The sequence below is a fragment of the Gordonia sp. VNK1 genome (assembly GCF_040049135.1).
GTDB classification, from domain to species: domain Bacteria; phylum Actinomycetota; class Actinomycetes; order Mycobacteriales; family Mycobacteriaceae; genus Gordonia; species Gordonia oleivorans.
Genome location: NZ_JBDZDJ010000015.1, coordinates 99,503 through 123,171 on the forward strand (window position 1 = coordinate 99,503; position 23,669 = coordinate 123,171).

Consider the following 23,669-nt stretch of genomic DNA (forward strand, 5'->3'; position numbering starts at 1 on the left):
ATTCCCCGGCGTGAACCGACCGGGGAGTCAGTACACCGGCAGTTCCTTGTCCACCTGATTGGCCCAGGCGGTGATCCCGCCCTGCAGATGACGAGCATCGGCGAACCCGGCACGCTTGAGCGCGGCCAGGGCCTCCGCCGACCGGATACCGGTCTTGCAGTACAGCACCGTCGGACGATCCTGCGGGATCTCGGCGAGCGCCGCCCCCGACAGGATCCGGTCCTTCGGGATCAACGTCGCACCGTCGATGTGCACGATCTCCCACTCGACCGGCTCGCGGACATCGATCAGCGCGAGCTTCTCCCCCGCGTCGATCTTCTCCTTCAACTCCACGGCCGTCAGCGTCGCACCGGCAGCGGCCTGCGCCGCCTCATCCGACACGACACCGCAGAACTCCTCATAATCGATGAGGCCCGCGATCCGCTCACCCTCGGGATCCTTGCGGATCCTGATGGTGCGGTAGGTCATGTCGAGGGCGTCGTACACCATCAGACGGCCCAGCAACGGCTCCCCGATACCGCAGATCAGCTTGATCGCCTCGGTCCCCATGATCGACCCGATCGACGCGCACAGGATGCCCAGCACCCCGCCCTCCGCACACGACGGCACCATGCCCGGCGGCGGCGCCTGCGGATACAGATCGCGATAGTTCAGGCCACGCCCATCCGGCGCGTCCTCCCAGAACACCGACGCCTGACCCTCGAACCGATAGATCGACCCCCACACATACGGCTTGTGCGCCAACACCGCGGCATCGTTGACCAGATACCGCGTGGCGAAGTTGTCGGTGCCGTCGAGGATCAGGTCGTACTGCGAGAACAACTCGATGGCCCCTTCGGGTTCGAGTCGCTGATCGTGGATGTGCACGGTGACGAACGGGTTGATCTCCGCGATCGAATCCCGCGCACTCTCGGCCTTCGGCCGCCCCACATCCGACTGCCCGTGAATCACCTGACGTTGCAGATTCGACTCGTCGACCACGTCGAATTCGACGATGCCGATCGTGCCCACACCCGCCGCCGCCAGATACAACAGCGTCGGCGAACCGAGGCCACCGGCCCCGATCACCAGCACCTTCGCGTTCTTCAGGCGCTTCTGCCCCTCCATCCCGACATCCGGGATGATCAGGTGCCTGCTGTAGCGCGCAACCTCGTCATTGGACAATTCGGCCGCGGGTTCCACCAACGGCGGCAAGGACGACACGGTACGGGCCTCCCGAAATAGATCAACCAAGAACTGGTGAGCACAACGACGGCCCGGACCCGGTCATTCCCCTCAGGTCGACGAACGCTCCGGGAACGGCCACGGATTGGGCTTGCAGACGAACGAGCGATCCGCCTGCGAGATGTCCGGATCGAGCAGGATCAGCCCCGAATTCGACGTTCCGTACGACTGCTGCATCATCACCGGCGCCAGAGCCCCGTTCGCCGGGCACGGCACGTGCTTCTCGTAACCGATGCCATGGCCGGTCTCGTGGTTCACCAGGTACTGCCGGTAGGCGACGTCGTCACCCTGATACGACGTGGCGCCACGCACCCACCGGGCCTCATTGATCGTCACCCGTTCCATCGGCGGATAGAAGCACGACGTCTCCGCCTGAACCTGGTACCCGCACAGTTCGCGCGTCGTCGCCGACGACGTCAACGAGATCCGCAGATCCGGCTCGCCCCGATCGATCCGCCGGAACGAGACCTTGCCGTCGCCGATCCAGCTGCGCTGATTGGCCAGGGTCGCATCGACCATCCGACCGAACACCCGGTCCCCGCCATAATCGGCCGGCGTCAGCCCGTCCTCCACCTCGACGGTGTAGGTGTACACCTGACCACCGCTGCCGACCTGCGCGGTCGTACCGGGGACGACGTGAAATGTCTTCTTCCCGTCGACGGTGAAGTGGCCACCCTCCGGTAACACGGCCGCGGCCAGATCGACACCCTGCCCATCCCCGGTCGGCGCACCGATCGCACGGGTCTGCGTCGTCACGTTGGCGTTGCGCGACATCGGATCCGGGGTGATCGGCGCCGACGAATCGTCGTCACCGGTGTCCCGCACCGTGAACACCAACAACACGATCGTCAGGATCACCAGCATCGGGATCGCATACGCGCGCCAGCCGTAGGTCGTGACGAAACGCCCCACCGCGCTCTGCTTCTTCCGGGTCGACACCGCATCCCGATCCGACCGTTGCCGCCCACTGTCATCGGTCGGATCCCAGCGGGCCCGCAACGGTTGATCCGGAATCGGGCGACGACGCATCGGCGACTCGCCGGTCCCGGTATCGCCGACGCCGGTCTCACGATCGGCACGGCGAGCACCACCCGAGCGCGTACTCGACCGGGCCCGCGACGCACGCGGACCCACATCCCTGGCCCGGACCCGACCGCTCGCATCGCTGCCGGCGCCGGCGAAACCAGGCCCGCTCGCATCGCTGTCGGCGCCCCCCAAACCGGGCCCGCTCGCTTCGCTCCCGGCGCCCGGCACGTCATCTGTGCGGCTCACGGTTCACACCCTCTCACAGCGACAAGCCACTACCACGTAGGACATGAACCGACATCGACGATCCCTGTGCATTCACGTGACGTCTCACTCGGTGATCCGGGGGCCATCGCCGAGGTTCACCCGAGTACCCTCGAACCATGTCTACCGCCGCAAACGTGTCCTCCGGACGCAATGGCGCCCGCCTGCCACGGAGTGCCCGGCGCCTGCAACTTCTCGAGGCCGCGAGCGAGATCTTCGTCGAACGCGGCTATCACTCCGCAGGCATGGATGAGATTGCCATCCACGCCGGCGTCAGCAAGCCGGTCCTGTACCAACATTTCCCGTCCAAGCTCGACCTCTACATCGCCGTCGTCGACTCCCACGCCGAAAAACTGGTCGTCGACGTCAACAACGCACTACTCACCACCACCGACAACCGGCAACGTGTCCGAGCCGCCGTCCAGGCGTTCTTCGACTTCATCGACTCCGACAACTCCGGCTATCGCCTGATCTTCGCCTCCGACGTGATGGATCCGGCCGTCATCCGGCGCACCGAAGGTGCCACCGAGGCCTGCGTCGACGCGGTGTACGGGCTGGTCATGCACGATTCCGGACTCGACCCCTACCGGTCCCGGATGCTGGCCGCCGGACTCGTCGGCGCCAGCCAGGTCAACGCCCGCTACTGGCTCGAGGCCAAGCGGCCCATCGACAAGCAAACGGCCGTCGACACCACGGTCGCACTGCTGTGGGGCGGTTTGTCCCACGTACCGCGCAACGACCTCGGTGACCCGGCCGACGACGACGGCTCGTTCGCCGCCGAATAGACACAGGCGCCACGCCTGCCACCCCATACAAAAGCGCACCGGGCCCCTTCGGCCTCGGTGCGCTTTTCGTTGTCCGGCAGCGGGTCAGGAACCGAATCCGACCCGACGATTCTCGGCGGCGCCGACCTCGACATAGGCGATCTTGGTGACCGGCACGAGGTACCGGGCGCCACGGTCGTCGGTCAGGGTCAGCAGCTGTTCCTTGCCCGTGAGGGCCGCCTCCACCGCCGCGAGGGCCTTGTCGCTGTCCAGGGGCGACTGGATCGCCAATTCGCGGGGGCTGTCGGTGATACCGATCTTCACTTCAATGGTCATGGCCACCCTCTCTACGGCTTTCGTCGACATCACTGCGTGTCGAACACTCGGCTCGACGACGCTCGCGCCACGATCGGGCACGACCACGCCTGCGGCACCAGATTAATCGAGTCACGCGCGCCGGTGGCACCCACTCCGCTCACAGCGAAACGCGCACGGTCCGATGGCAGGTCAGCCCAGATCCATGTCCGACATCCGCTCGGCGTGACGCGCCGTCATCGAATCGAAGAAGTCGGCAACGCCGGACAACGACGACGTCGCGGAGAACAACAGGTCCATCACGCCTTCCTCGGCGGCCAGCACCCACTGCGCATGGGTCACCGCCTCGCCGAGCAACCGTCGTCCCCACAATGTCAGCGGTGACCGCAACGCCGGATCGGCGGCGATCGCCTTGCGGACCTGATCGCGGGCGAACTGCGAATTGCCGGTCTCGGCCATCACTTCGGAGATCACGTCGTGGGCCGCCGGCGGCAGCATCTCGGCGAGCTCGACGTAGAAATCGGCCGCCAGGCCGTCACCCACATACGCCTTGACCAGCACCTCGAGCCAGGTCTGCGGGGTGGTCGCCTCGTGATACTGGTCGAAGACGTTGCGATACCGCACGACCGATTCCGCCGGGTCCAGACCCCGACGGGTCACCTGCTCACTCAGCTTCTCGAAGTGCGCGATTTCCGAGGCCGCCATCCGGGCGATCGCGATGCCGCTGGGCACGTCGGGGGCCATCGCCGACTCCTCGATCAGCCGGTAGAAGGCGGCGTACTCGCCGGCCAGCAGCACGGCGAACAACTTGCCGACGGCAGCGTTCTCCTGCCCGACGGAGTCGGCCAGCAGTTCCGCGGCGGGGTCGGTCGGCACGGGCTCGGAGGAGGCGGAGGGCGTCGACATGCCCCGATGGTAACGGGCCACCGGGCCGACCACGTACACTCGTGGTCGGTGTAGTACCGCGGACAACGGCGCTCGGGGGTCAAGGCCACCTGGGCCCGGACCGTCGCCAGGCCGCCGTCCGGCGCCCGACTCGTTCGCGGACCACCAGAAATGTGCGCGCACTTCGAGCCCACTGTCGCCCGCCGCGGCCTTTCCGCCGCGCGGTGACGCCGCGAGACGCCGGTATCCGTGGAACCCTTCGTGCGTGCTCGACGACACATGAAAGGCTCCACAACCCCATATGAGCGACTCCGACGTGCAGACAACCGACACGCAAACAACCGATGCGCAGACCAACGACGTCCAGACGACCATCGTCGACGACGCCCACACCTCGCCCACCTTCGCCGATCTCGGCGTCGACGACCGCATCGTCGACGCCCTCGCCAAGGACGGCAAAACCCACACCTTCGCGATCCAGGAACTGACCCTGCCGCTGGCTCTCGCCGGCGACGACCTGATCGGCCAGGCCCGCACCGGCATGGGCAAGACCTACGGGTTCGGTGTGCCCCTGTTGCACCGACTCGTCCATCCCGAACAGTCCGGTGTGCGACCACTCGACAACACCCCCCGCGCCCTGGTCATCGTGCCGACCCGGGAACTGTGTCTGCAGGTCACCGGTGACCTCGAGGTGGCCGCGAAGACCCTCGACGTGACACTTCCCGACGACACCCAGCGCCCGCTGAAGATCACCGCGATCTACGGCGGACGACCCTATGAATCGCAGATCTCCGAGTTGCGGGCCGGCGTCGACGTCGTCGTCGGCACCCCCGGTCGCCTCCTCGATCTCGCGCAGCAGGGGCACTTGATCCTGGGCAAGGTGGCAGTGCTGGTGCTCGACGAGGCCGACGAGATGCTCGACCTCGGCTTCCTGCCCGACATCGAGCGCATCATGGCGGCACTGCCTGAGAAGAAGCAGACGATGCTGTTCTCGGCGACCATGCCCGGTCCGATCGTCACCCTGGCCCGCACCTTCCTGCATCGGCCCACCCACATCCGCGCCGAACACGCCAACGATTCGGCCGTGCACGAGCGCACCACGCAGTACGTCTTCCGCGCGCACGCCCTCGACAAGGCCGAACTGGTCGCCCGCATCCTGCAGGCCGACGGTCGCGGCGCGACGATGATCTTCACCCGCACCAAGCGGACCGCTCAGAAGGTGGCCGACGACCTCGCCGAACGCGGCTTCTCCGTCGGCGCGGTTCACGGCGACCTGGGCCAGATCGCCCGCGAGAAGGCGCTCAAGAAGTTCCGGACCGGTGAGATCGACGTCCTCGTCGCCACCGACGTCGCGGCCCGCGGCATCGACATCGACGACGTCACCCACGTCATCAACTACCAATGCCCCGAGGACGACAAGACCTACGTGCACCGCATCGGCCGCACCGGTCGCGCCGGCCGTACCGGCACCGCGATCACCCTGGTCGACTGGGATGAGCTGCACCGCTGGGAGCTGATCAACTCAGCCCTGCAACTCGGTGTGCCCGAGCCGGTCGAGACGTATTCGACCTCGGAGCATTTGCGCGAGCAGCTCGGTATCCCCGCCTCGGCCACCGGCCGCGTCGCCAAGCCGAAACGCGAACGCGACTCGGCGGATACCGACGCCGGTGAACGCCGCCCCCGGTCGGAGCGACCGGCCCGCACCCGGACCCGTCGCCGCACCCGCGGGGGTCAGACCGCCGACAGCCACACCGCCGAGGCGGGTACCGCGTCGCCGGCGGCCACCTCGGATGCCACCGCCACCGACGCCGGATCGACGGGGTCGGAATCGGCCGATCCCGCAGCACGCAAGCGTCGACGCCGGCGCGGCGGTTCCCGCCGCCGAAGTGGGGCCGGCGCGAGCGACTCCTCGTCGAGCCCGGTGGCCTCCGCCGAGTAACCCGGCCGATCAACCCCTGACACGACCGACCAACACTGAACAGGCAAGGGACAACAAGCCATCTCGACGCCGACCGAACCCCGGACACCGCCGGTGAAACGGATCCGACCGGAGCGACGTACCCGGCTCGATCTCATCGTGAGCGCCCTGATCGTGGTGGTGCTCATCGTGGGTGCCGTGGCGGTGTGGTCGGTCAGCCCGGCTCGTCACACCACCAGCGAGCAGGCCGACGCCACCCCGGCGGCCGTCGAACCGGCGGCCGCGGTGCCGGCCTCCTTCACCCCCCGCTGGCATGCCGCCTCCGGCGCGACGACGGTTCCCGCGGTGGCGGCGTCGACCATCATCACCGCCGACGGTGGGACCGTCACCGGACGCGACCCGTCGACGGGCGGGCAACTGTGGACCTACTCCCGCGACGCACCCCTGTGCACCGCCGTCGCCGCGTGGCCGGACAGCCTCAACGAGGCCATCGCGGTCTACCGCAATTCGCGGGGATGCTCGGAGGTCACCGCACTCGACGCGGCGACCGGCGGGCGCAAGGGTGCCCGGACCAGCGACGCCGACGACGAGGTGACCGTGACCGCGGGATCGGGATACGTCCTGGCGCAGGGTTCGGGCCGGTTGGAGACCTGGGGATCGAACCTGGTCCGCGGAATCGAATACGGCCGGGTCACCGCGCCGGTCAAGCCGGGCGTGCAGCCCGGACGCAGCGACTGCCACCTGTACTCCGCCGCGATCGCCGGTGATCGGATCGCCGTCATCGAGCGGTGCGCCGGCGACACCGGTTATCGGCTGACGGTGCTCGGTGCGGTCCTCGACAGCGACGAGCGGGTCAGCCAGTACGGTTCCTCACTGATCACCGACCGCGCCACCGGCGCACCGCCGGTGGTCATCGGGATGAGCACCTCGGCCATCGCGGTCTACGACGGCGGTGCCAACGCCGCCGCACCCACCCCGCCGAGCGTGCGTCAGTTCGGTTCCGACGGCGCGCAGACGGGTTCCAACACCGTCAACGGGCTCGCGAGCCCGCCCGCCGACAGCGTCGCACTCACCTCGGGTGGGCTGGTCACCTACTTCACCGGCACCGACACCCTGGTGCTCGACGCCGGCACGATGCGCCCGAAGTATCAGGTCCCGGCGGCGCTCGGCCCGGGCGAGATGATGGGCGACGAACTCCTGCTTCCCGGGCCGTCGGGGATCAGCGTGCGCAACCCGGCGACCGGTGAACCGGTACGCACCATCCCGCTGACCCGCCACGACTACCAGGGTGGCGTGATCAGCCTGCGGGTACTCGGCGACAAGGTGATCGAACAGCGCGGCGGCATCGTCGAGGCGTTCGCACCGCAGAGCTGATCGACCGCAGGGCTTGCCGACCCGGGGGCGCGTCAGCTCAGATCCGAGGTGACCACGTCCGCGCCGCCATCCCAGTGCTTCCACAGATTCTCGGCCAGCTGACGATATGCGGTGGCGCCCTTGTTCTTTCGTCCCCGCATCACCGACGCACCGGATGCCGACGCCTCGGCGAAGCGCACGGTACGCGGGATCGGCGGATCGAGCACCGGCAGGTCGTAGCGGTCGGCGACATCGGAGAGCACGTCACGGCTGTGGGTGGTGCGGGCGTCGTACAACGTCGCCACCGCACCGAGCATCGTCAGGTTCGGATTCGTGATCTGCTGCACCTCGGTCACCGTGCGCAGGAGTTGACCCACCCCACGATGTGCCAGCGTCTCGCACTGCAACGGCACCATGACCTCGTCGGCCGCGGTCAGTCCATTGAGCGTCAACACCCCCAACGACGGCGGGCAATCGATGAGGATCACGTCGAAATCCTCGGCCACCTCCGCCAGCGCGCGCTTGAGCGCGTATTCGCGCCCGGGTCGCATCAGCAACAGCGCCTCGGCGCCGGCCAGATCGATGGTCGCCGGCAGGAGGGTCACCTTGTCCTCGGTGTCGAGGAGGACATCGGCGATCTCCTCGTCCCCCAGGAGGACGTCATGCACCGACGCCTGGATCTGGTCGGGATCGTGTCCCAACGAAAACGTCAGGCACCCTTGGGGATCCAGATCCACCACCAGAACCGACACATCCAAGTCGGCCAACGCCGCCCCCACGGATGCGACGGTCGTGGTCTTGGCCACCCCGCCCTTTTGGTTGGCAATCGCGAGAATGCGCGTCATGGCGTCCACCATACGGCCACCGGTGTGCTTATTCTGTGCGGCCGACCACATCGGCGACGCGGATCCGATCACACCACGCCGCGCACCGCCATACCCGCTCGGATCAGCGCGTTCCCCGCCGCTTCGACCCGGGCGGCGAACCCTTCGGGCGGCCCGATCGGGCGGGCGGCTCGGGTTCGGAGATCTCCAGATCGCCGGCGATCCAGCGCAGCGACGCCGGGGCGAACAGGAAGCCGAGTGTGATCAGGGCCAGCAGACCCAGCGGCACCGCCCACAGCGGCTGATGGCTGGTGAAGAGGTAGTAGGACACCGGCAGCAGCAGGATCTGCGCGACCACCGAGATCGCCCGGCCCCACCGCCGTCCCGTAACCAGCGCCACACCGCCGGCCAGCACCCCACCGAAGATGATGGCCAGCCACAACGCCGTTCCGATGCCGTTGAACGCATCGTGCCGATCCTCGGTCAGTCCCCGGATCACCAGGACCGCCGCCACGATCAGGGCGAGCACTCCCTCGAGGGTCGTCAGGGCGCCGGCGACCCGGATCGGGGTCGGTGGCCGATCGGTGTCGGCCGCGTCCGTACCGGTGGCGGGATCACTGCGCTTGCTCACCCGTCCAGGGTAAAGGGGATGATGTGGCACGCCCTCGCCACCCGAACCTGCGCCGGTCGGGGTCGACCCCATATCCTCGGATGTCGTGCGCGTCATGCTCATCGTCAATCCATTCGCCACTGCGACCAGTCCGGCCGGCCGTGATGCGCTCGTGCACACCCTGGGCGCGCACTTCCCCGTCGACGTCGAACACACCACGCATCGGGGACATGCCGGCGAGCTCGGTGCCCGGGCGGTCGCGGAGAACTACGACGCGGTCATCGTCCACGGGGGCGACGGTTCGGTCAACGAGACGGTCAACGGCCTGCTCGGCCCGCCGACACGCACGCCGCCCGCCCGCCTTCCCGCGCTGGCGGTGATCCCCGGCGGCAGCGCCAATGTGTTCTCCCGCACCCTGGGCATCGACGCCGATCCCCTCCAGGCCACCCGGCAGGTGATCGATCTCCTCGACCGCGGCAGCCACCGGCGCATCGGATTGGGACATTCCGCGGACCGCTGGTTCCTGTTCAACGCCGGCATGGGCATGGACGCGATCATCGTCCACGCCATGGAGGACAAACGCCACGCGGGCAAGCCGGCCACCCCGGTCCGATACCTCACGACGACCATCACCAGTTTCTTCACCAATGCCGGGGGCACAAGCACTTTCACCGTCACCGCCGACGGCCACGAGCCGGTCGACGGGGTGCGTTTCGCATTCGTCAGCAACACCAGTCCGTGGACCTACCTCGGGCGCCGCGAGATCCGCACCAATCCGACGACCGGTTTCGGCACCCGCCTCGGCGTCTTCGCGGCCACCACCACCGGAGTGCTGCGTAATCTCCCGCTGGCCCTACGACTTCTCGGCGGCGCCGACCCGAAGGCCCGTCACCTGTTCCGCGACGACGACGTGACGTGGGTGGCCTTTGCCGCCGAAGAGCCGATCGACGTGCAGATGGACGGCGACTACATCGGCGCGTTCACCGACATCCGGTTCGACTTCTTGCCCGACGCCCTCGACGTCGTCGCACCCGAACTCGGCACGCCCCGAGGGTGACCGACGCCACTGCGCGTAACACCCGCGTCGCTTCGGCTGTGTCACGAATCACCACCCCGCGCGCGGGCGACGTGGCACCCATCGGTGACGACCTGCGAAAACACCTGACGAAAACGCCAAAGCCAGCGTAGAATAGAACATCGGAGTTCGAGCTGACACACCGCCCCCCTGCAATTCGGGCGGGACCGACAGTGATATTGCACACGTGTTAACGGAACACCATTGACTTCGGCTGGATTCGTGAAAGTATTCACAAGCAACAGCGCGGAAACATTTGGTGCCTCCGCGTGAACTATCGGTTACAGCCAACACGAACCAACCAACGGTTATCGAGTGGTGCGCACGCGCACGTGAAGGAGAAGGAATGGACTGGCGTCACAAGGCCATTTGTCGCGACGAAGATCCGGAACTGTTCTTCCCGGTGGGAACCAGTGGTCCGGCCATCGCGCAGGTCGCCGATGCGAAGCTCGTCTGCGCGCGGTGCCCGGTCACCGCAGAGTGCCTGTCGTGGGCACTGGAATCGGGCCAGGACGCAGGCGTCTGGGGCGGGATGAGCGAGGATGAACGACGCGCACTGAAGCGCCGCACCGCACGCACCCGCACACGCAGCAGCGTCTGAGCGATCAGATCAACACGCCGCCACTGTCCGGCGGCACCCAGAAGACCCGGCCACGGCCGGGTTTTTTGGTGTTCAGCGCATTGTCTCGCGTCGCAGCGGCACGGTGATCTCCACCTGTGTTCCCGCCCCGACCGGGTTGGGTCCCGCCGACACCTCGCCGCCGAGCTCGATCGACACGAGTGTCTGCACGATCCGCAACCCCAGCCGGTCCGACGACGCCAGGTCGAATCCCTCGGGCAGTCCCGAACCGTTGTCACGCACCAGGATTCGCAGGCGCCGCACATCACGATCGGCTCGGATCTCGATCAGCGCGTCGGGCCGTTCGGCCGCAAAACCGTGCTCGATCGCATTCTGGATCAGTTCGGTGAGGACCATCACCAGCGGCATCGCGAGATCCGAGGCCAGCACACCCAACCGATCTACCCGTCGCACCATCACCGGGCGTTCCCCGGAGGCCACGTCGACCAGCGTGGGGACCAGACGATCGACCGCTTCGTCGAGATCGACCTCCTCGTCGACACTGCCGGAGAGCAACTCGTGCACCAGGGCGATGGAACCGACGCGACGCACCGCCTCGGTGAGGGCCGCACGGGCCTCGGCGTTACTGGTCCGCCGGGCCTGCAGACGCAGGAGCGCCGACACCGACTGCAGGTTGTTCTTGACCCGGTGATGGATCTCGCGGATCGTGGCGTCCTTGCTGATCAGGGCCAGATCGCGACGTTTGACTTCGGTGACGTCGCGGATCAGGACAATCGCGCCGGTGCTCTCTCCACGGGGACGCAGCGGCACCGCACGCAGCAACACCGAGGCACGGCGGGCGTCGGCCTCCATCCGCATCCCGACGTCGCGGTACGGGCCGGCCGGCGGTGCGCTGACACCCGCCGCGGCGTCGATCATGAGGGCGGCGTCCTCGGAATCGAAGGGATCGGTGAGCAGCGAGGCGGTCACCGCCGACAGGCGCGCGCCGGTGAGTTCGGCGGTCCAGCCCATCCGGTGGAATGCCGAGAGTGCGTTCGGACTCGAATACACCACCATGCCGCGGGCGTCGACGCGCACGAATCCGTCTCCGGCGCGCGGCGTCGACAATCCACGCGGATTTCCCTCCAGTTGGGGGAACGTCCCGTCGGAGACCATCTGGCAGAGGTCGTTGGCGCAGTCCTGATAGGCCAGTTCCAGCGGCGACGGCAACCGCGGATGCGTGAGGTCCACCGCACGGGTGAGCACCCCGATCACCGCGCCGTCGTACCCCACCGGCACGGCCTCGCGCCGGATCGCCATCGCACCGAACCACGTCGGGTCCTCGTCACGCAGAATCCGCCGTTCCTCGAATGCACGGGGCACCTGCGGATTCTTGGCCGGGTCGACGACGGTACCCACCTCGTCGGCGGGGAAGACAGTGGAGGCGGTGTTGGGTCGGCATTGCGCCACGCTGACGATGTCGGAGGATTCGGTGCGCACCGACAACACGAAGTCCGCGAACGACAGGTCGGCGACCAGTTGCCACTCGGCGACCAGCCGCTGCAGATGGGCGGCGGCGTGATCGGAGAGTGTGGTGTGTTCGGCCAGCAGATCGGCCAGGGTCGACATGGGCGCCCGCGGTCACCGGTAGACGGCGATGACGTCGCCGGCTTGGACGACGTCGCCGACGGCGACCTTGACCTCGGCGATCACACCGGGTTCCTCCGCGAGAACCGGGATCTCCATCTTCATCGACTCCACGAGCACGATCGTGTCACCGACGTCGACTGATTGTCCCGCGGTGACCAGCACCTCCATCACGCTCGCGACGATCTCGGCCACGACGTCTTCTGCCATAGGGACAACCTAGCCGGGATGCGCGGGCGAGCCCCGACCACCGGCCGATTCTCGGATGCGGGCGACCTCATGGGACACTGGTGGGTACACATTTCGACGAAGGAGGCTCGCCATGGGTAAGCGCGGACGCAAAAAGCGCGCACGTAAGAAGAACGCAGCCAATCACGGCAGGCGCCCCAACTCCTGAGCATCTTGCGCAGCGACACGGGAAAACGCCCGGAACGGTGACGCCGGTCTGATCGACCGACTCCCGACCGGGCGTTTTTTGTGCCGTCACTCCCCGGTGGTCACTCCCCGGTGGAGTACCGCGTCTCGGTGACGACGACGGTCCGGCGGATCTCGACGCGCAGCCGGTCACGCAGGCCCTTCGGCGCCTGATCCCCTCCGCACTTTCGGTTGATCAGGGCCTTCAGGTCGCTCTCGATGCCGTAGTGGGCCAGGCACGACGGGCAGTTGTCCAGATGCGACTTGAGCCGCTCCCGCGCGTCGGGGTCGCATTCGTTGTCCAGCAGCAACCAGACGTCGGCGATGACCGCCGAGCAATCCAGCGAGGTGAACTCCGGGTCGTCGTCGGGTACCGGTGTAGTGGTGTTCTCGCTCACTGGGTCACCTCGCTCTTCGCCGTGGCCGACCGGTTGAAGCCGCGTTCACGTGCGACGTCGGCCAGCAGTTCCCGAAGCTGACGGCGTCCCCGGTGCAGCCGCGACATGACGGTCCCGATCGGTGTGTCCATGATCTCGGCGATCTCCTTGTACGGAAGACCTTCGACGTCGGCGTAGTAGACGGCCATCCGGAAATCCTCCGGCAACGCCTGCAGGGCTGCCTTGATCTCGTCGTCGGGGAGCGCGTCGAGGGCCTCGATCTCCGCCGATCGCAGCCCCGTCGAGGTGTGCTCGGCGGTGGCGGCGAGTTGCCAGTCGGTGATCTCGTCGGTCGGGTACTGCGCCGGTTGCCGCTGCTTCTTGCGGTAGCCGTTGATGTAGGTGTTGGTCAGGATGCGATAGAGCCACGCCTTGAGGTTGGTGCCCTCGCGGAACGATGCGAATGCCGAGAAGGCCTTGACGTAGGTCTCCTGCACCAGGTCTTCGGCGTCGGCCGGATTCCGAGTCATCCGCAGTGCTGCGCCGTACATCTGGTCGAGCAGCGGAAGCGCGTCGCGTTCGAACCGCTCGGTCAGGTCCTGGGACGATTCATTCGGATCGGCGCGGCGCGGCGCGGCGGATCCGGGTCCTTCGGCCGGCGCACCGGCAGCAGGAGCCGCGGCCTGGTCGGTCTGCTCCTGCTCGGTTGGGTCGGCTTCGGTCACTGCGATCCCTTCGACGCTGACGCTCGCGGGCACCGCCTCCGGCTGCCCGATGATGTCGATCAAGTCTACCGAGCGCAGCCCGTCCAACGGCTCGCGAGGGGGATCGAGGAGCATGTCCGCGGTCACCGGCCACCTGCCTTCCTCTGCATCGAGTGTGTTGCCGGACGCCGTGTCCGGTCAGTGTGGTGGGCGCCGCCGACGTCGTCACCGACGAATCGAGGTGCCCCGACATGTGGTCACAACAGGCTCGACGCGACAATTGTTCCGGTCTGTGCCAGACATGTTCGGTCCGCGCCGGACATCCGAACCCAGGAGGTAACCCGGTGGCCGCCACCCCCGCCATCGCCGCGCTCGTCGCGGCGGGCATCGCACACGAGGTGCACCGCTACGCCCACGACCCGCGCAACGACAACTACGGATCCGAGGCCGTCGAGGCGCTGGGGCAGGCGCTCGGCGTCACCGCCGAGCAGGTGTTCAAGACCCTGGTCATCGAACTGTCGGGATCCCGGTCGGGCCTGGCGGTCGCGGTGATCCCGGTGCCGCGGAAACTGTCGTTGAAGGCGGCCGCGGCGGCGTTGGGGGCGAGTAAGGCGGTGATGGGTGAGGCCAAGGCGGTGACCCGTTCCACGGGGTACGTCCTGGGTGGGGTCTCCCCGATCGGTCAGCGCACGGCACTGCCCACCGTCGTCGACGTCTCGGCGCTGTCCTGGCCGAAGGTCCTGTGCAGCGCCGGACGACGCGGCCTCGAGGTGGCCCTGGCACCGGCCGACCTGGTGTCGGTGACCGCCGCGGTGACCGCCGACATCTGCGCCTGACCAGCGACGACACCGCGGGTGTCGGGACCCCGTGCCACGATGGACCCATGTGTGGACGATATGCGGTGACCACCGACCCGGCCAAGCTCGCCGCCGAGATCGATGCCGTCAACGAGGTGCCGGCGGCGCCGGACGCCGCGACGGGCGACTCCGATGGCGGTGCGGCACCGCGGGCCCTGGGACCCAACTACAACGTCGCCCCCACCACGACGGTGATGTCGGTGGTCAAGCGGCACGACCATGACCATCCCGATGACGACCCCACGCTGCGCATCCGCGCGATGCGCTGGGGTCTGGTGCCGCCGTGGGCAAAAGAGGTCGGCAAGGGCCCGTTGCTGTTCAACGCGCGCGCCGAGAGCGCGGGTGAGAAGAGTTCGTTCCGGTCGTCGGTGAAGTCGCGTCGCTGCCTGATCCCGATGGACGGGTGGTACGAGTGGAAGAAGGGCCCGCCGGATACGAAGGGCAAGCCCACCAAGGTGCCGTTCTTCATGTCGCCGGCCGACGGTACCCGGCTGTTCATGGCCGGCCTGTGGTCGGTGTGGCACGACCGTACCGACGAGGCGGCCGCTCCCCTGCTGAGTTGCTCGATCCTGACCACCGACGCAGTCGGCGATCTGGTCCAGGTGCATGACCGGATGCCGCTGATCATGCCGTATGCGCATTGGGACGCCTGGCTCGATCCCGATCACCGGGCCCCCGACGAGCTGTTCGCACCGCCGAGCGCCGAGGTGGCCGCCGCGATCACGATCCGCGAGGTGTCACCGTTGGTCAATCGGGTCGCCAACAATTCCCCGGAGTTGCTCGAACCGGTGTAGCGCACACCGCCATCCGTCGTCCCGGCCTCACTCGTCGGCGACGAGCACCGCGGCGCCGTCGAAGCGCCCGGCCTTGAGGTCGGCGAGGGCCTCGTCGGCGCGGGTCAGTGGGTAGGGATGGGTGGTCGCAGTGATGCCGTATTCGGTGACCAGGCGCAGGAATTCGTGGCCGTCGGCCCGGGTGTTCGCGGTGACCGAGCGGATCTCCTTCTCGTAGAACAACTCCCGCTCATAGTTGAGCTTCGGGATGTCGGTGAGGTGGATTCCGGCGATCGACAGCACTCCACCCCGGTCGAGGGCGGCCATCGCGACCGGCACCAACTCGCCGACCGGGGCGAAGGTGATCGCGGCGTCGAGCGGTTCTGGCGGTGCGTCGTAGGCACCGCTGACCGAGGCGACCCCCAGCGACCGCGCGAGTTCGGCGGCCTGCTCGCCGCGGGTCATCACGTGCACCCGGGCGCCCTGGGCTATCGCGATCTGCGTGGCCAGGTGCGCGCTGCCACCGAAGCCGTAGATGCCCAGCCGCCCACCCTCCGGCAGTGAGGCGCGCTTGAGTGCGCGATAGCCGATGATCCCCGCGCACAGCAACGGTGCGAGTGTCACGTCGTCGACGTCGTCGGGCAGGCGGTAGGCGAAGTCGGTGGGAACCGTAGTGAACTCGGCGTATCCACCGTCGACGTCCCATCCGGTGTATGTGGATGCCGGACAGAGGTTTTCCGCGCCGCGGCGACAGTAGGCGCAGGTGCCGTCGGTGTGGTGCAGCCAGGCCACCCCGACCCGATCACCGAGCGTGAACTCACCGGTGTCGGCGCCGGGGCCGAATCCGGCGACCTCGCCGACCACCTCGTGGCCCGGTGTCACCCCGGCGCGATGGACCGGCAGGTCGCCCTCGCTGACGTGCAGGTCGGTGCGACACACCCCGCACACACGTACCCGGACCAACAGTTCGCCGGTACCCGGTTCGGGTACCGGCCGCTCGATCAGGTCCAGCGGTCCGCTCTCGATCGGCCCCGGACGGTTGACTGCCCATGCGCGCATGACGCCACGGTAGTCCCGTGCATCGTCGAGCACGAGCCGTCAGCGAAAGCTGTAGTCCTCGAGCGGGAATCGTTCCATCTGACGCAGAGTGGTGAGGGTGGAGTTTGGCCGGAGCAGGGCGGCCTCCCCCTGGTGATTGAAGTAGTAACTGCGCGCCGACGCGCAGTCGCCCCGGTAGAAGACCGAGGACTGCAGGTGGTCGGTGACCTCGTCGAGGAACTCGGCGTTGGCCGCTTCGGTGACCTCGAACGTCTGCGCACCCCGGCGTCGCAACTCACCGAAGAGGCGCGCCATGTGGCGCATCTGTCCCTCGATGGTGGTGAAGTAGGACAGTCCGCTGTAGGAGTAGGGACTGTTGAGCGACAACAGATTCGGGAACCTCGGCATGGTGATGCCCTGATACGCCTGGAATCGGGTGTCGCGCCACCACCGGCCCAGATCGACGCCGTCGCGGCCGATGATCTCGAAGGCCGGGAAGTTGGTGTCCCACAGGTCGAATCCGGTGGCGAGCACCAGGGTGTCGATCTCGATCCGCCGGCCGTCGCCGGTGATGATCGCGTCCGGTTCGAGGTGTCCGATGCCGCCGGTCTCCAGGGTCACGTTCGGGCGGGTGAAGGACCGAAAGTAGGTGTTGGAGAAGGTCGGTCGTTTGCAGCCGAAGTCGTAGTCCGGCGTCAGCGCCCGGCGAAGGCCGGCGTCGGGCACCTGCGCCCGCAGATGCGCCTTGGCCAACAGGGCCGCGACACGGTTGCCGAGGCGGGCCTGCCGGAAGTGCAGCACACCGACCACCATCAGCAGTTCCAGCATCGAGGTGTTCACCAGGCGCACAGCCCGCTGCGTCAGCGGGAAACGGGCGAAGAGGCTCTGCACCCCACGTGGGATGGGAAAGTCGACCTTGGGCACCACCCAGATCGGCGTGCGCTGGAACACGGTGAGGTGGACCGCTTTTCGGGCCGCCTCCGGGATCAGCTGGACCGCGGTGGCGCCGGTGCCGATGATCGCGACGCGCCGGCCGGACAGATCCAGGTCGTCATCCCAGTCGGCGGTGTGGGCGATGGTGCCGGCGAAGGTGTCGAGGCCGTCGAAGTCGGGGGTGTGGGGTTGGGAGAGGAAGCCGGTGGCGGTGACCAGGTATCGGCAGGTGCGCTGCGCGCCGTCGGCGGTCGACACCGTCCACGCCGCGGCCTCGTCGTCCCAGACGGCCCGTTCCACGACGGTCCCGAATTCCATCCGCCGCTTGAGGTCGTACTTCTCGGCGACGTCGGCCGCGTAGCGCTTGAGTTCGGGCCCGGGCGCGAACAGCCGCGACCACCGCGGATTGGGTTCGAAGGAGTAGGAGTAGGTCGCCGAGGCGATGTCGACGGCGAGACCCGGATAGTGGTTCACATGCCAGGTGCCGCCGAGATCGTCCTCCCGTTCGAGGATCACGAAGTCCTCGATGCCGAGCCGGCGGAATTCGATCGCGGCGCCGATCCCGCCGAATCCGGCGCCGACGATCACCACCTCGTGGTCAACGACCATGCCATCACCTCATGATTGCGTGTTACCCACGACACACTAACGTGATGCGGTCGCCGACCGGAACCCCCCGGCTCCCGGCGATCGGCGTCAGGCGATCGGCGAACCGTCGTAGAGCACGTCGAAGAACTGGGTCGCGACGAGCGTCTCACCCTTCTGACGGTTGATACCCAACTGTTTGCGGTAGGCCAGGATGTGCTGCAGCGACAACGCCGAATACAGCAGCGGCATGTGGTCCTTGCGCTGGTCGTAGACACCCTTGGCGCCCTTGGCCGCGGCGACGTTGCCGCGGGCGTGCGACGGATGCATCAGTGCGTCGCGGATGACGGCGGCCTTGATCATCTTCTTGCGGCCCGGCGGTACGACGACGAGCCCGCCCGGGTTGAACAGCGCGGTGTCGAACTCCTCGGCGGTGGCGACGGTGCAGCCGGCCGTCGGACGCGGATTGCACTCCACCATGTGATGCACACCGTCGTCGGTCATCAGGTAGTCGAAGGAGAGTTGACCGTGCCAGTTGAGTTCCCGGGCGATGCGCTGCGCGGTCTCCAGCGACTCCGGCGAATCGACGGACTGGAAGATGACGCCGCCGCGGTTGTCGATCGCGAGGGGATGCTCGTAGCAGGAGTGCAGCACCACCTCGCCGTGGTGGACGACGCTCCAGCTGCAGCGGTCGACGCCGGAGAGGAACTCCTGCACGAGCCACGGGTCGTCGGCGCTGGGGTGGATGTCGTCGAGATCGGTCTCGCCGGCCAGCGGGCCGGTGTTGGTGGCGATGTCGAGGCCGCCACGGCCGAAGGCGGCGCGGGCGAACCAGTGATCCCAGTGCCCGGCGGCCGCCCGCAGTTCGTCCTGGCTGGTCGCGGTGATCGTCTCGGCGACGGGCAGGCCGAGGGTGCGGCACAGGTCGGTGAAGCTGACCTTGTCGTGCACCCGGCGCAACGTCTCCAGGTCGGGGAAGAACAGTTCGATGTCGCGTCCCTGCGCGAGCCGATCCCGGTGTGCGGCGAGGTAGAAGACGTCCTCGAACATCGGCAGCAGCCAGTTGATCTGATACTCGTCGAGGATCTCGACGACGGCGTCGACGAAGGCGAGGGTCTCCTGCGTGGGTGCGGGTACCGTCACGTGCTTGCTCGCGCCCCGCGAGTGACTGCCGGGGGCCGCGCGGAAGGTGTCGGAGGCGACCACGAATCGCCCGGTCTCGCCGAGCTTGTGGATCTCGTCGACGGCAAAGGGCGTTCGGGAGGTGGTGGCGAGAATCCGCGGATCTGTCGACATGTTTGTGAAGGCTAGCGCACCCGGTGACCTTCTCCGCGCCACGTCGTGTCTGAATCTGTGCCGGAATAGATCGACGAGACCCCGTGCTTGGATGAGGCATGCCCGCTCACCGCACGATCGGCCCCTCGGCCGCATTCGCCGCCGCGGTCGCCGCCTTCGCGGTGGTGATGCTGGGAACCACTCTTCCCACCCCGCTGTATGCGATCTACGGCGCCGAACTGGACTTCGGGGTCGCCACGACGACCATCATCTTCGCGGTGTACGCCGCCGGCGTCATCACGGCGCTGATCGTGTTCGGCAGGTGGTCCGACGTCGTCGGGCGCCGGCCACTGCTGATCGCCGGTGTGGCGCTCTCGGCGATCAGCGCGATCGTCTTTCTCGCCGCGGGCGGACTGAGTCAACTCCTGGTCGGCCGCATCGTGTCGGGGTTGTCGGCCGGGATCTACACCGGCACCGCCACCGCGGCGGTGATCGAACTCGCGCCGCCGAATTGGCGATTCCGGGCACCGGCGATCGCCACGGCCGCCAACATCGGCGGGCTCGGCCTGGGACCGCTGCTCGCCGGCGTGCTCGCGCAGTACGCGCCGTCACCGTTGCACACCGTCTTCGTCGTCGACCTCGCGTTGCTGCTGGTGGTCGGGGTCGCGATCTGGTTCATCCCGGAACCGGCACGGCCGACACCCGGTGCGCGCGTGGGAGTGCAGCGGTTGTCGGTGCCACCGCAGGTGCGTGCGGTGTTCACCGGGCCGGCCATCGCGGCCTTCGCCGGCTTCGCGGTGCTGGGGACGTTCACCGCGGTCGCACCGTCGTTCCTCGCCCACGTCATCGGGATCGACAATCACTTCATGGCGGGCGCCCTCGTCGCCATCCTGCTCGGCACGTCGGCCCTCACCCAGATCGTGGGGCGGCGCGCCCCCACCGGGACCGCCCTGATCGCCGGTTGCGCGGCGCTGACCGTCGGGGTGGGGGTGATCGCCTGGGCGCTGGCCGCCGAGTCCCTGCCGCTGCTCATCGTCGGTGCGGTGATCTCCGGTGCCGGGCAGGGCATCTCGTTCAGCAAGGGCCTGGCCGCGGTGGTCGCGGCCAGTCCGGCCGATCGTCGGGCCGAGGTCACCTCCACCTACTTCGTGGTCGCCTACGTCGCCTTGTCGATCCCGATCGTCGCCCAGGGACTCGCCGCCGCCCGGTGGGGGCTGGTCCCGACGGGCATCGCCTTCAACATCGGAGTGGCGGTGCTGTGCGCCGTCGCCGCCGCACTGGTTGCCATCGCCATCCGGCGCGGGGCCACGGACGTCGACTGAGCGGCGGGGCGGGTCAGGCCCCGGCCGACTCCCCGCCCACGCCGACCGCCTCGAGGGCGGCCACCAGCGACGCGAACCGCGCATTGGCGGGCAGGTCCTCGACGAGCACCGGACGCCGCTCGTCGTCGGCCAGCGGGATGCACCAGTTGGGGTACTGATCGGCGTCGGTGCCGGGCTGATTCTGGATGCGCCGCTCGCCCACCGCATCCACCAGGGCGACGCTGAGCAGCACCGACGGGCTCGCCGCGATCAGCTGGTACAGGGCGTTGATCGTGTGCTTGTCGGTCAGTGGGGTGTCGGGTGCGAGCAGTCCACGTTCGATCGCCATCGCGAGGACCGCGTCACGGTCACGTTCCTCACGTGCCCGATCCTCGTCCTCGCTCTCGGTGAGCAGGCCGAGCTCGGCGCGCAGCGTGATGTGGTCGCCCGCCAGGTATCCGACCGTCGGTGGGAGGTCGTGGGTGGTGACCGCGGTCAGGCACAGCTCCCGGTAGCGTTCCGGCGGGATCGGCGCGTACGGGCCGTGCTCGAACCACAGGATCGAGCAGCCGAGGATTCCGCGGTCACGCAGGGTGTCCTGCACCGTGGGTTCGAACACCCCGAGATCCTCGCCGATGACGACGGCACCCGCGCGCTGCGCCTCGAGCGCGAGGATGCCGATCAACGCGTCGTGGTCGTAGCGGACGTAGGTGCCGTCGGCGGCCGACCCGCCGTCGGGAATCCACCACAGCCGGAACAGTCCGAGGATGTGGTCGACGCGTAGTCCGCCCGCGTGCCGCAGGACGGTGCGCAGCATGTCCCGGTACGGCGCGTACCCGGCCGCCGCGAGCTTCTTCGGGTGCCACGGCGGCTGATTCCAGTTCTGTCCCTGCTGATTGAATCCGTCCGGCGGCGCCCCCACCGTCGCCCCGGTGGCCAGGACGTCGCCGAGCATCCAGACGTCGGCGCTGTCGCGTCCGACGCCGACCGCGAGGTCGGCGATGATCCCGATGGACATGCCCGCCAACCGTGCCGCCTTCTGCGCGGCGGCGAGTTGTTCGTCGCAGATCCACTGCAGCCAGGTGTAGAACTCGATGCGGGTGGCCAGTCGCCGACGCTGGCGCGCCACGTAGGCGGGATCCCGCAGCTTCCCCTGCCATTTGGGACTGTCCGAACCGAACTCCTCCACCAGCGCACACCAGGTCGCGAAGTCGAGGAGGCCGTCACCCTCGCGGCGCCGGAACGCCCGGTACGACGCCTCCCGGGCGGCGCGTCGGGGCACCTCGTGGATCAATTCCAGCGCGGTCAGTTTGGCCCGAAATGCCTTGTTGCGCTTGATCTTCTTGGTCGACACATTGTCGGCCACGAAGCCTTTGGCCAGCCGGTCGATCAGTTTGCGGTGCCGTTTGGGCAGATCGGCCACCTCCGGGATGTCGACGACGGCGATGTAGAGCGGATTGACGAACCGCCGCGTCGTCGGCAGGTATGGGGAGTTCTCCACCGGGGGCACCGGCTCGGCGGCGTGTAGCGGATTGACCTGGATGAAGTCGGCGCCGTAGGTGCTGGCCGTGGACGCGGCGAGTTCGGCGAGGTCGGCGAAGTCCCCGACGCCCCACGACCGCGCCGACCGCACCGAGTACAGCTGCAGTGCCAGGCCCCACCGCTGGTCTCCGGTCAGGTCGTCGGCGGTGGTGAGGTGACGCGGGGTGACGATGAGTGGGGTGGTCTCGGTGCGCCCGGCCGCCGGATCGGTGGCGGCGATCTCGTGATAGCCCGGTTCGAGGTCGGTGGGCACGGTGAAGCTGGCACGTCCGGTGAGGACACCGTCGACCTCGACCGGTTCCCACCAGTGATCGACCTGATGCGGGCGACGCTGCACCCCGGATTCGGTGGTGATGTGCACATCGAGCGGATTGCCATGTGGCACATGGACCCAGAAGACGTCGCCGGCGCCCTCGGTGGTCACGGTGACCGGCGGGAGAAAATCCCGCCAGGGCGCCACCTCCGACTCGGCGATCGACCGCTCGATCTCCTCGTCGGTGCCGACGGCCACGCCCAGGGCGGTCAGCACCGACCTCAGAGTCTGATCGCTCACCGTGTGTTCGAGGGAATCCCATCCCACGTAGCTGGTGGCCACTCCGCTGCGGCGCGCCAACTCTGCCAACCGTGCATCCACGTGATCGGTCACGACTTGCATCGTCTCACCGACGACGGGTCCGCGCGCGGCTTGCCGCCAAGGGTTTCCGTGGTCTTCCATTGACTGTGGCGCAGGTCACCCGGCATTGTCTTCTGGGAGCCACCCCGCATCGCGCGAAGGAGAATCACCATGACCGACGCCCTCACCCTCGACCCCGCCACCACCGCACTGGTGCTCATCGAGTTCCAGAACGAATTCACCTCCGACGGCGGGGTATTGCACGACGCGGTGGCCGAGGTGATGGACAAGACCGACATGCTGGCCAACACCGTCGCGCTCGTCGACGCCGCGCGTGCCGCCGGGGTGACGATCATGCACGCGCCGATCACCTTCGCCCCCGGATACGGGGAACTCACCCGCCACCCCTACGGCATCCTCAAGGGCGTCGTCGACGGTAACGCCTTCGTCAAGGGCACCTGGGGTGCGAGCATCGTCGACGATCTGACACCCGCCGACGGCGACATCGTCGTCGAGGGCAAACGCGGCCTGGACACCTTCGCCTCCACCAACATCGATTTCATCCTGCGCAGCAAGGGAATCGAGACGGTGATCCTCGGTGGCTTCCTCACCAACTGCTGTGTGGAGTCGACGATGCGCTCGGCGTATGAGAACGGCTATCGGGTGATCACCCTGACCGACTGCACCGCCGCGACGTCGGTGGCCGAACACGACAACGCGATCTCCTTCGACTACCCGATGTTCTCGCATCCGCTGGAGTCGACGCAGGTGAGTGCCGCGCTCTGAGCCTCCC

General features: G+C 67.9%; 24 protein-coding genes. 10 read left to right on the forward strand and 14 right to left on the reverse strand.

Annotated elements, in window-relative coordinates; translation table 11 throughout:
* Nucleotides 1–27 precede the first annotated feature (27 nt).
* Nucleotides 28–1,203 carry an adenylyltransferase/sulfurtransferase MoeZ gene (moeZ, locus tag ABLE94_RS18070; RefSeq protein WP_348804376.1) on the reverse strand — a complete coding sequence of 392 codons (1,176 nt, stop codon included), beginning with the start codon at nt 1,201–1,203 and terminating at the stop codon, nt 28–30.
* 72 nt (nt 1,204–1,275) lie between these two features.
* Nucleotides 1,276–2,496, reverse strand: coding sequence for a DUF3152 domain-containing protein (locus ABLE94_RS18075; protein ID WP_425476237.1), 1,221 nt, complete (start codon nt 2,494–2,496; stop codon nt 1,276–1,278).
* A gap of 137 nt (nt 2,497–2,633) precedes the next feature.
* Here ABLE94_RS18075 and fasR point away from each other — a divergent pair, with 137 nt between their 5' ends.
* The gene (gene fasR, locus ABLE94_RS18080) at nt 2,634–3,299 is read left to right on the forward strand and encodes an HTH-type transcriptional activator FasR (protein ID WP_348804377.1); all 666 of its coding nucleotides are present in this window, start codon (nt 2,634–2,636) and stop codon (nt 3,297–3,299) included.
* An 84-nt stretch (nt 3,300–3,383) separates the two neighbouring features.
* Here fasR and ABLE94_RS18085 read toward each other — a convergent pair whose 3' ends face one another.
* Nucleotides 3,384–3,614: a DUF3107 domain-containing protein gene (locus ABLE94_RS18085; RefSeq protein ID WP_348804378.1), complete on the reverse strand. Its 231-nt coding sequence runs from the start codon at nt 3,612–3,614 to the stop codon at nt 3,384–3,386.
* 171 nt (nt 3,615–3,785) lie between these two features.
* The gene (locus ABLE94_RS18090; RefSeq protein WP_348809443.1) at nt 3,786–4,499 is read right to left on the reverse strand and encodes a ferritin-like fold-containing protein; all 714 of its coding nucleotides are present in this window, start codon (nt 4,497–4,499) and stop codon (nt 3,786–3,788) included.
* Nucleotides 4,500–4,779: 280 nt separating this feature from the next.
* Here ABLE94_RS18090 and ABLE94_RS18095 point away from each other — a divergent pair, with 280 nt between their 5' ends.
* Entirely contained in the window at nt 4,780–6,417 is a 1,638-nt protein-coding gene (locus ABLE94_RS18095; protein ID WP_348809444.1) for a DEAD/DEAH box helicase, read from the forward strand.
* Between the two features lie 93 nt (nt 6,418–6,510).
* Nucleotides 6,511–7,770, forward strand: a complete 1,260-nt coding sequence (locus ABLE94_RS18100; protein WP_348809445.1) for an Rv3212 family protein — start codon at nt 6,511–6,513, stop codon at nt 7,768–7,770.
* 32 nt (nt 7,771–7,802) lie between these two features.
* Here the strand turns inward: ABLE94_RS18100 and ABLE94_RS18105 are convergent, their stop codons facing one another.
* Nucleotides 7,803–8,594: a ParA family protein gene (locus tag ABLE94_RS18105; RefSeq protein WP_348804382.1), complete on the reverse strand. Its 792-nt coding sequence runs from the start codon at nt 8,592–8,594 to the stop codon at nt 7,803–7,805.
* A gap of 103 nt (nt 8,595–8,697) precedes the next feature.
* Complete coding sequence (locus ABLE94_RS18110; protein WP_348804383.1) at nt 8,698–9,204, reverse strand: hypothetical protein; 507 nt, start codon at nt 9,202–9,204, stop codon at nt 8,698–8,700.
* A gap of 85 nt (nt 9,205–9,289) precedes the next feature.
* On the opposite strand from ABLE94_RS18110, the gene ABLE94_RS18115 reads away from it, so the two are divergent.
* Together ABLE94_RS18115 and ABLE94_RS18120 are read left to right on the forward strand one after the other, a co-directional pair.
* On the forward strand, nt 9,290–10,240 hold the full coding sequence (locus tag ABLE94_RS18115; protein WP_348804384.1) for a diacylglycerol/lipid kinase family protein: 951 nt from the start codon (nt 9,290–9,292) through the stop codon (nt 10,238–10,240).
* A 364-nt stretch (nt 10,241–10,604) separates the two neighbouring features.
* Nucleotides 10,605–10,859: a WhiB family transcriptional regulator gene (locus ABLE94_RS18120; protein ID WP_006330074.1), complete on the forward strand. Its 255-nt coding sequence runs from the start codon at nt 10,605–10,607 to the stop codon at nt 10,857–10,859.
* Between the two features lie 72 nt (nt 10,860–10,931).
* Here ABLE94_RS18120 and ABLE94_RS18125 read toward each other — a convergent pair whose 3' ends face one another.
* Nucleotides 10,932–12,446 (reverse strand): sensor histidine kinase, encoded by a 1,515-nt coding sequence (locus ABLE94_RS18125; RefSeq protein ID WP_348809446.1) that lies wholly within the window; start codon nt 12,444–12,446, stop codon nt 10,932–10,934.
* Between the two features lie 12 nt (nt 12,447–12,458).
* The gene (locus ABLE94_RS18130) at nt 12,459–12,674 is read right to left on the reverse strand and encodes a biotin/lipoyl-binding carrier protein (RefSeq protein ID WP_348809447.1); all 216 of its coding nucleotides are present in this window, start codon (nt 12,672–12,674) and stop codon (nt 12,459–12,461) included.
* A 112-nt stretch (nt 12,675–12,786) separates the two neighbouring features.
* Between ABLE94_RS18130 and ABLE94_RS26465 the strand changes: the two genes are divergently transcribed.
* Nucleotides 12,787–12,861 (forward strand): 50S ribosomal protein bL37, encoded by a 75-nt coding sequence (locus tag ABLE94_RS26465; RefSeq protein ID WP_373279550.1) that lies wholly within the window; start codon nt 12,787–12,789, stop codon nt 12,859–12,861.
* A gap of 100 nt (nt 12,862–12,961) precedes the next feature.
* Here the strand turns inward: ABLE94_RS26465 and rsrA are convergent, their stop codons facing one another.
* Together rsrA and ABLE94_RS18140 are read right to left on the reverse strand one after the other, a co-directional pair.
* Nucleotides 12,962–13,276, reverse strand: coding sequence for a mycothiol system anti-sigma-R factor (gene rsrA / locus ABLE94_RS18135; protein ID WP_348809448.1), 315 nt, complete (start codon nt 13,274–13,276; stop codon nt 12,962–12,964).
* On the reverse strand, nt 13,273–14,106 hold the full coding sequence (locus ABLE94_RS18140; protein WP_425476238.1) for a sigma-70 family RNA polymerase sigma factor: 834 nt from the start codon (nt 14,104–14,106) through the stop codon (nt 13,273–13,275). The genes rsrA and ABLE94_RS18140 overlap by 4 nt, the downstream gene beginning before the upstream one ends.
* 197 nt (nt 14,107–14,303) lie before the next feature.
* Between ABLE94_RS18140 and ybaK the strand changes: the two genes are divergently transcribed.
* Nucleotides 14,304–14,795, forward strand: coding sequence for a Cys-tRNA(Pro) deacylase (gene ybaK / locus ABLE94_RS18145; RefSeq protein ID WP_348809449.1), 492 nt, complete (start codon nt 14,304–14,306; stop codon nt 14,793–14,795).
* 47 nt (nt 14,796–14,842) lie between these two features.
* Entirely contained in the window at nt 14,843–15,610 is a 768-nt protein-coding gene (locus ABLE94_RS18150) for an SOS response-associated peptidase (protein WP_348809450.1), read from the forward strand.
* Nucleotides 15,611–15,637: 27 nt separating this feature from the next.
* Here ABLE94_RS18150 and ABLE94_RS18155 read toward each other — a convergent pair whose 3' ends face one another.
* The 3 genes from ABLE94_RS18155 to ABLE94_RS18165 all read right to left on the reverse strand — a co-directional run bounded on the left by ABLE94_RS18155 (nt 15,638) and on the right by ABLE94_RS18165 (nt 19,441).
* On the reverse strand, nt 15,638–16,648 hold the full coding sequence (locus ABLE94_RS18155; RefSeq protein ID WP_348809451.1) for a zinc-binding alcohol dehydrogenase family protein: 1,011 nt from the start codon (nt 16,646–16,648) through the stop codon (nt 15,638–15,640).
* 39 nt (nt 16,649–16,687) lie between these two features.
* Nucleotides 16,688–18,169 (reverse strand): flavin-containing monooxygenase, encoded by a 1,482-nt coding sequence (locus tag ABLE94_RS18160; RefSeq protein WP_348809452.1) that lies wholly within the window; start codon nt 18,167–18,169, stop codon nt 16,688–16,690.
* A gap of 87 nt (nt 18,170–18,256) precedes the next feature.
* The gene (locus ABLE94_RS18165) at nt 18,257–19,441 is read right to left on the reverse strand and encodes an ATP-grasp domain-containing protein (RefSeq protein WP_348804391.1); all 1,185 of its coding nucleotides are present in this window, start codon (nt 19,439–19,441) and stop codon (nt 18,257–18,259) included.
* 98 nt (nt 19,442–19,539) lie between these two features.
* Here ABLE94_RS18165 and ABLE94_RS18170 point away from each other — a divergent pair, with 98 nt between their 5' ends.
* Nucleotides 19,540–20,742, forward strand: coding sequence for an MFS transporter (locus tag ABLE94_RS18170; protein ID WP_348804392.1), 1,203 nt, complete (start codon nt 19,540–19,542; stop codon nt 20,740–20,742).
* 13 nt (nt 20,743–20,755) lie between these two features.
* Here ABLE94_RS18170 and malQ read toward each other — a convergent pair whose 3' ends face one another.
* On the reverse strand, nt 20,756–22,918 hold the full coding sequence (malQ, locus tag ABLE94_RS18175) for a 4-alpha-glucanotransferase (RefSeq protein ID WP_348809453.1): 2,163 nt from the start codon (nt 22,916–22,918) through the stop codon (nt 20,756–20,758).
* A 129-nt stretch (nt 22,919–23,047) separates the two neighbouring features.
* Between malQ and ABLE94_RS18180 the strand changes: the two genes are divergently transcribed.
* Nucleotides 23,048–23,662, forward strand: a complete 615-nt coding sequence (locus ABLE94_RS18180; RefSeq protein WP_348809454.1) for a cysteine hydrolase family protein — start codon at nt 23,048–23,050, stop codon at nt 23,660–23,662.
* Nucleotides 23,663–23,669 lie beyond the last annotated feature (7 nt).

Coding starts and splice junctions, on each gene's coding strand:
- fasR (WP_348804377.1), top strand. CDS start 2,634: ATGTCTACCGCCGCAAACGTGTCCTCCGGACGCAATGGCGCCCGCCTG.
- ABLE94_RS18085 (WP_348804378.1), bottom strand. CDS start 3,614: ATGACCATTGAAGTGAAGATCGGTATCACCGACAGCCCCCGCGAATTG.
- ABLE94_RS18090 (WP_348809443.1), bottom strand. CDS start 4,499: ATGTCGACGCCCTCCGCCTCCTCCGAGCCCGTGCCGACCGACCCCGCC.
- ABLE94_RS18095 (WP_348809444.1), top strand. CDS start 4,780: ATGAGCGACTCCGACGTGCAGACAACCGACACGCAAACAACCGATGCG.
- ABLE94_RS18105 (WP_348804382.1), bottom strand. CDS start 8,594: ATGACGCGCATTCTCGCGATTGCCAACCAAAAGGGCGGGGTGGCCAAG.
- ABLE94_RS18120 (WP_006330074.1), top strand. CDS start 10,605: ATGGACTGGCGTCACAAGGCCATTTGTCGCGACGAAGATCCGGAACTG.
- ABLE94_RS18125 (WP_348809446.1), bottom strand. CDS start 12,446: ATGTCGACCCTGGCCGATCTGCTGGCCGAACACACCACACTCTCCGAT.
- ABLE94_RS18130 (WP_348809447.1), bottom strand. CDS start 12,674: ATGGCAGAAGACGTCGTGGCCGAGATCGTCGCGAGCGTGATGGAGGTG.
- ABLE94_RS18150 (WP_348809450.1), top strand. CDS start 14,843: ATGTGTGGACGATATGCGGTGACCACCGACCCGGCCAAGCTCGCCGCC.
- ABLE94_RS18155 (WP_348809451.1), bottom strand. CDS start 16,648: ATGCGCGCATGGGCAGTCAACCGTCCGGGGCCGATCGAGAGCGGACCG.
- ABLE94_RS18160 (WP_348809452.1), bottom strand. CDS start 18,169: ATGGTCGTTGACCACGAGGTGGTGATCGTCGGCGCCGGATTCGGCGGG.
- ABLE94_RS18165 (WP_348804391.1), bottom strand. CDS start 19,441: ATGTCGACAGATCCGCGGATTCTCGCCACCACCTCCCGAACGCCCTTT.
- ABLE94_RS18170 (WP_348804392.1), top strand. CDS start 19,540: ATGCCCGCTCACCGCACGATCGGCCCCTCGGCCGCATTCGCCGCCGCG.
- malQ (WP_348809453.1), bottom strand. CDS start 22,918: ATGCAAGTCGTGACCGATCACGTGGATGCACGGTTGGCAGAGTTGGCG.
- ABLE94_RS18180 (WP_348809454.1), top strand. CDS start 23,048: ATGACCGACGCCCTCACCCTCGACCCCGCCACCACCGCACTGGTGCTC.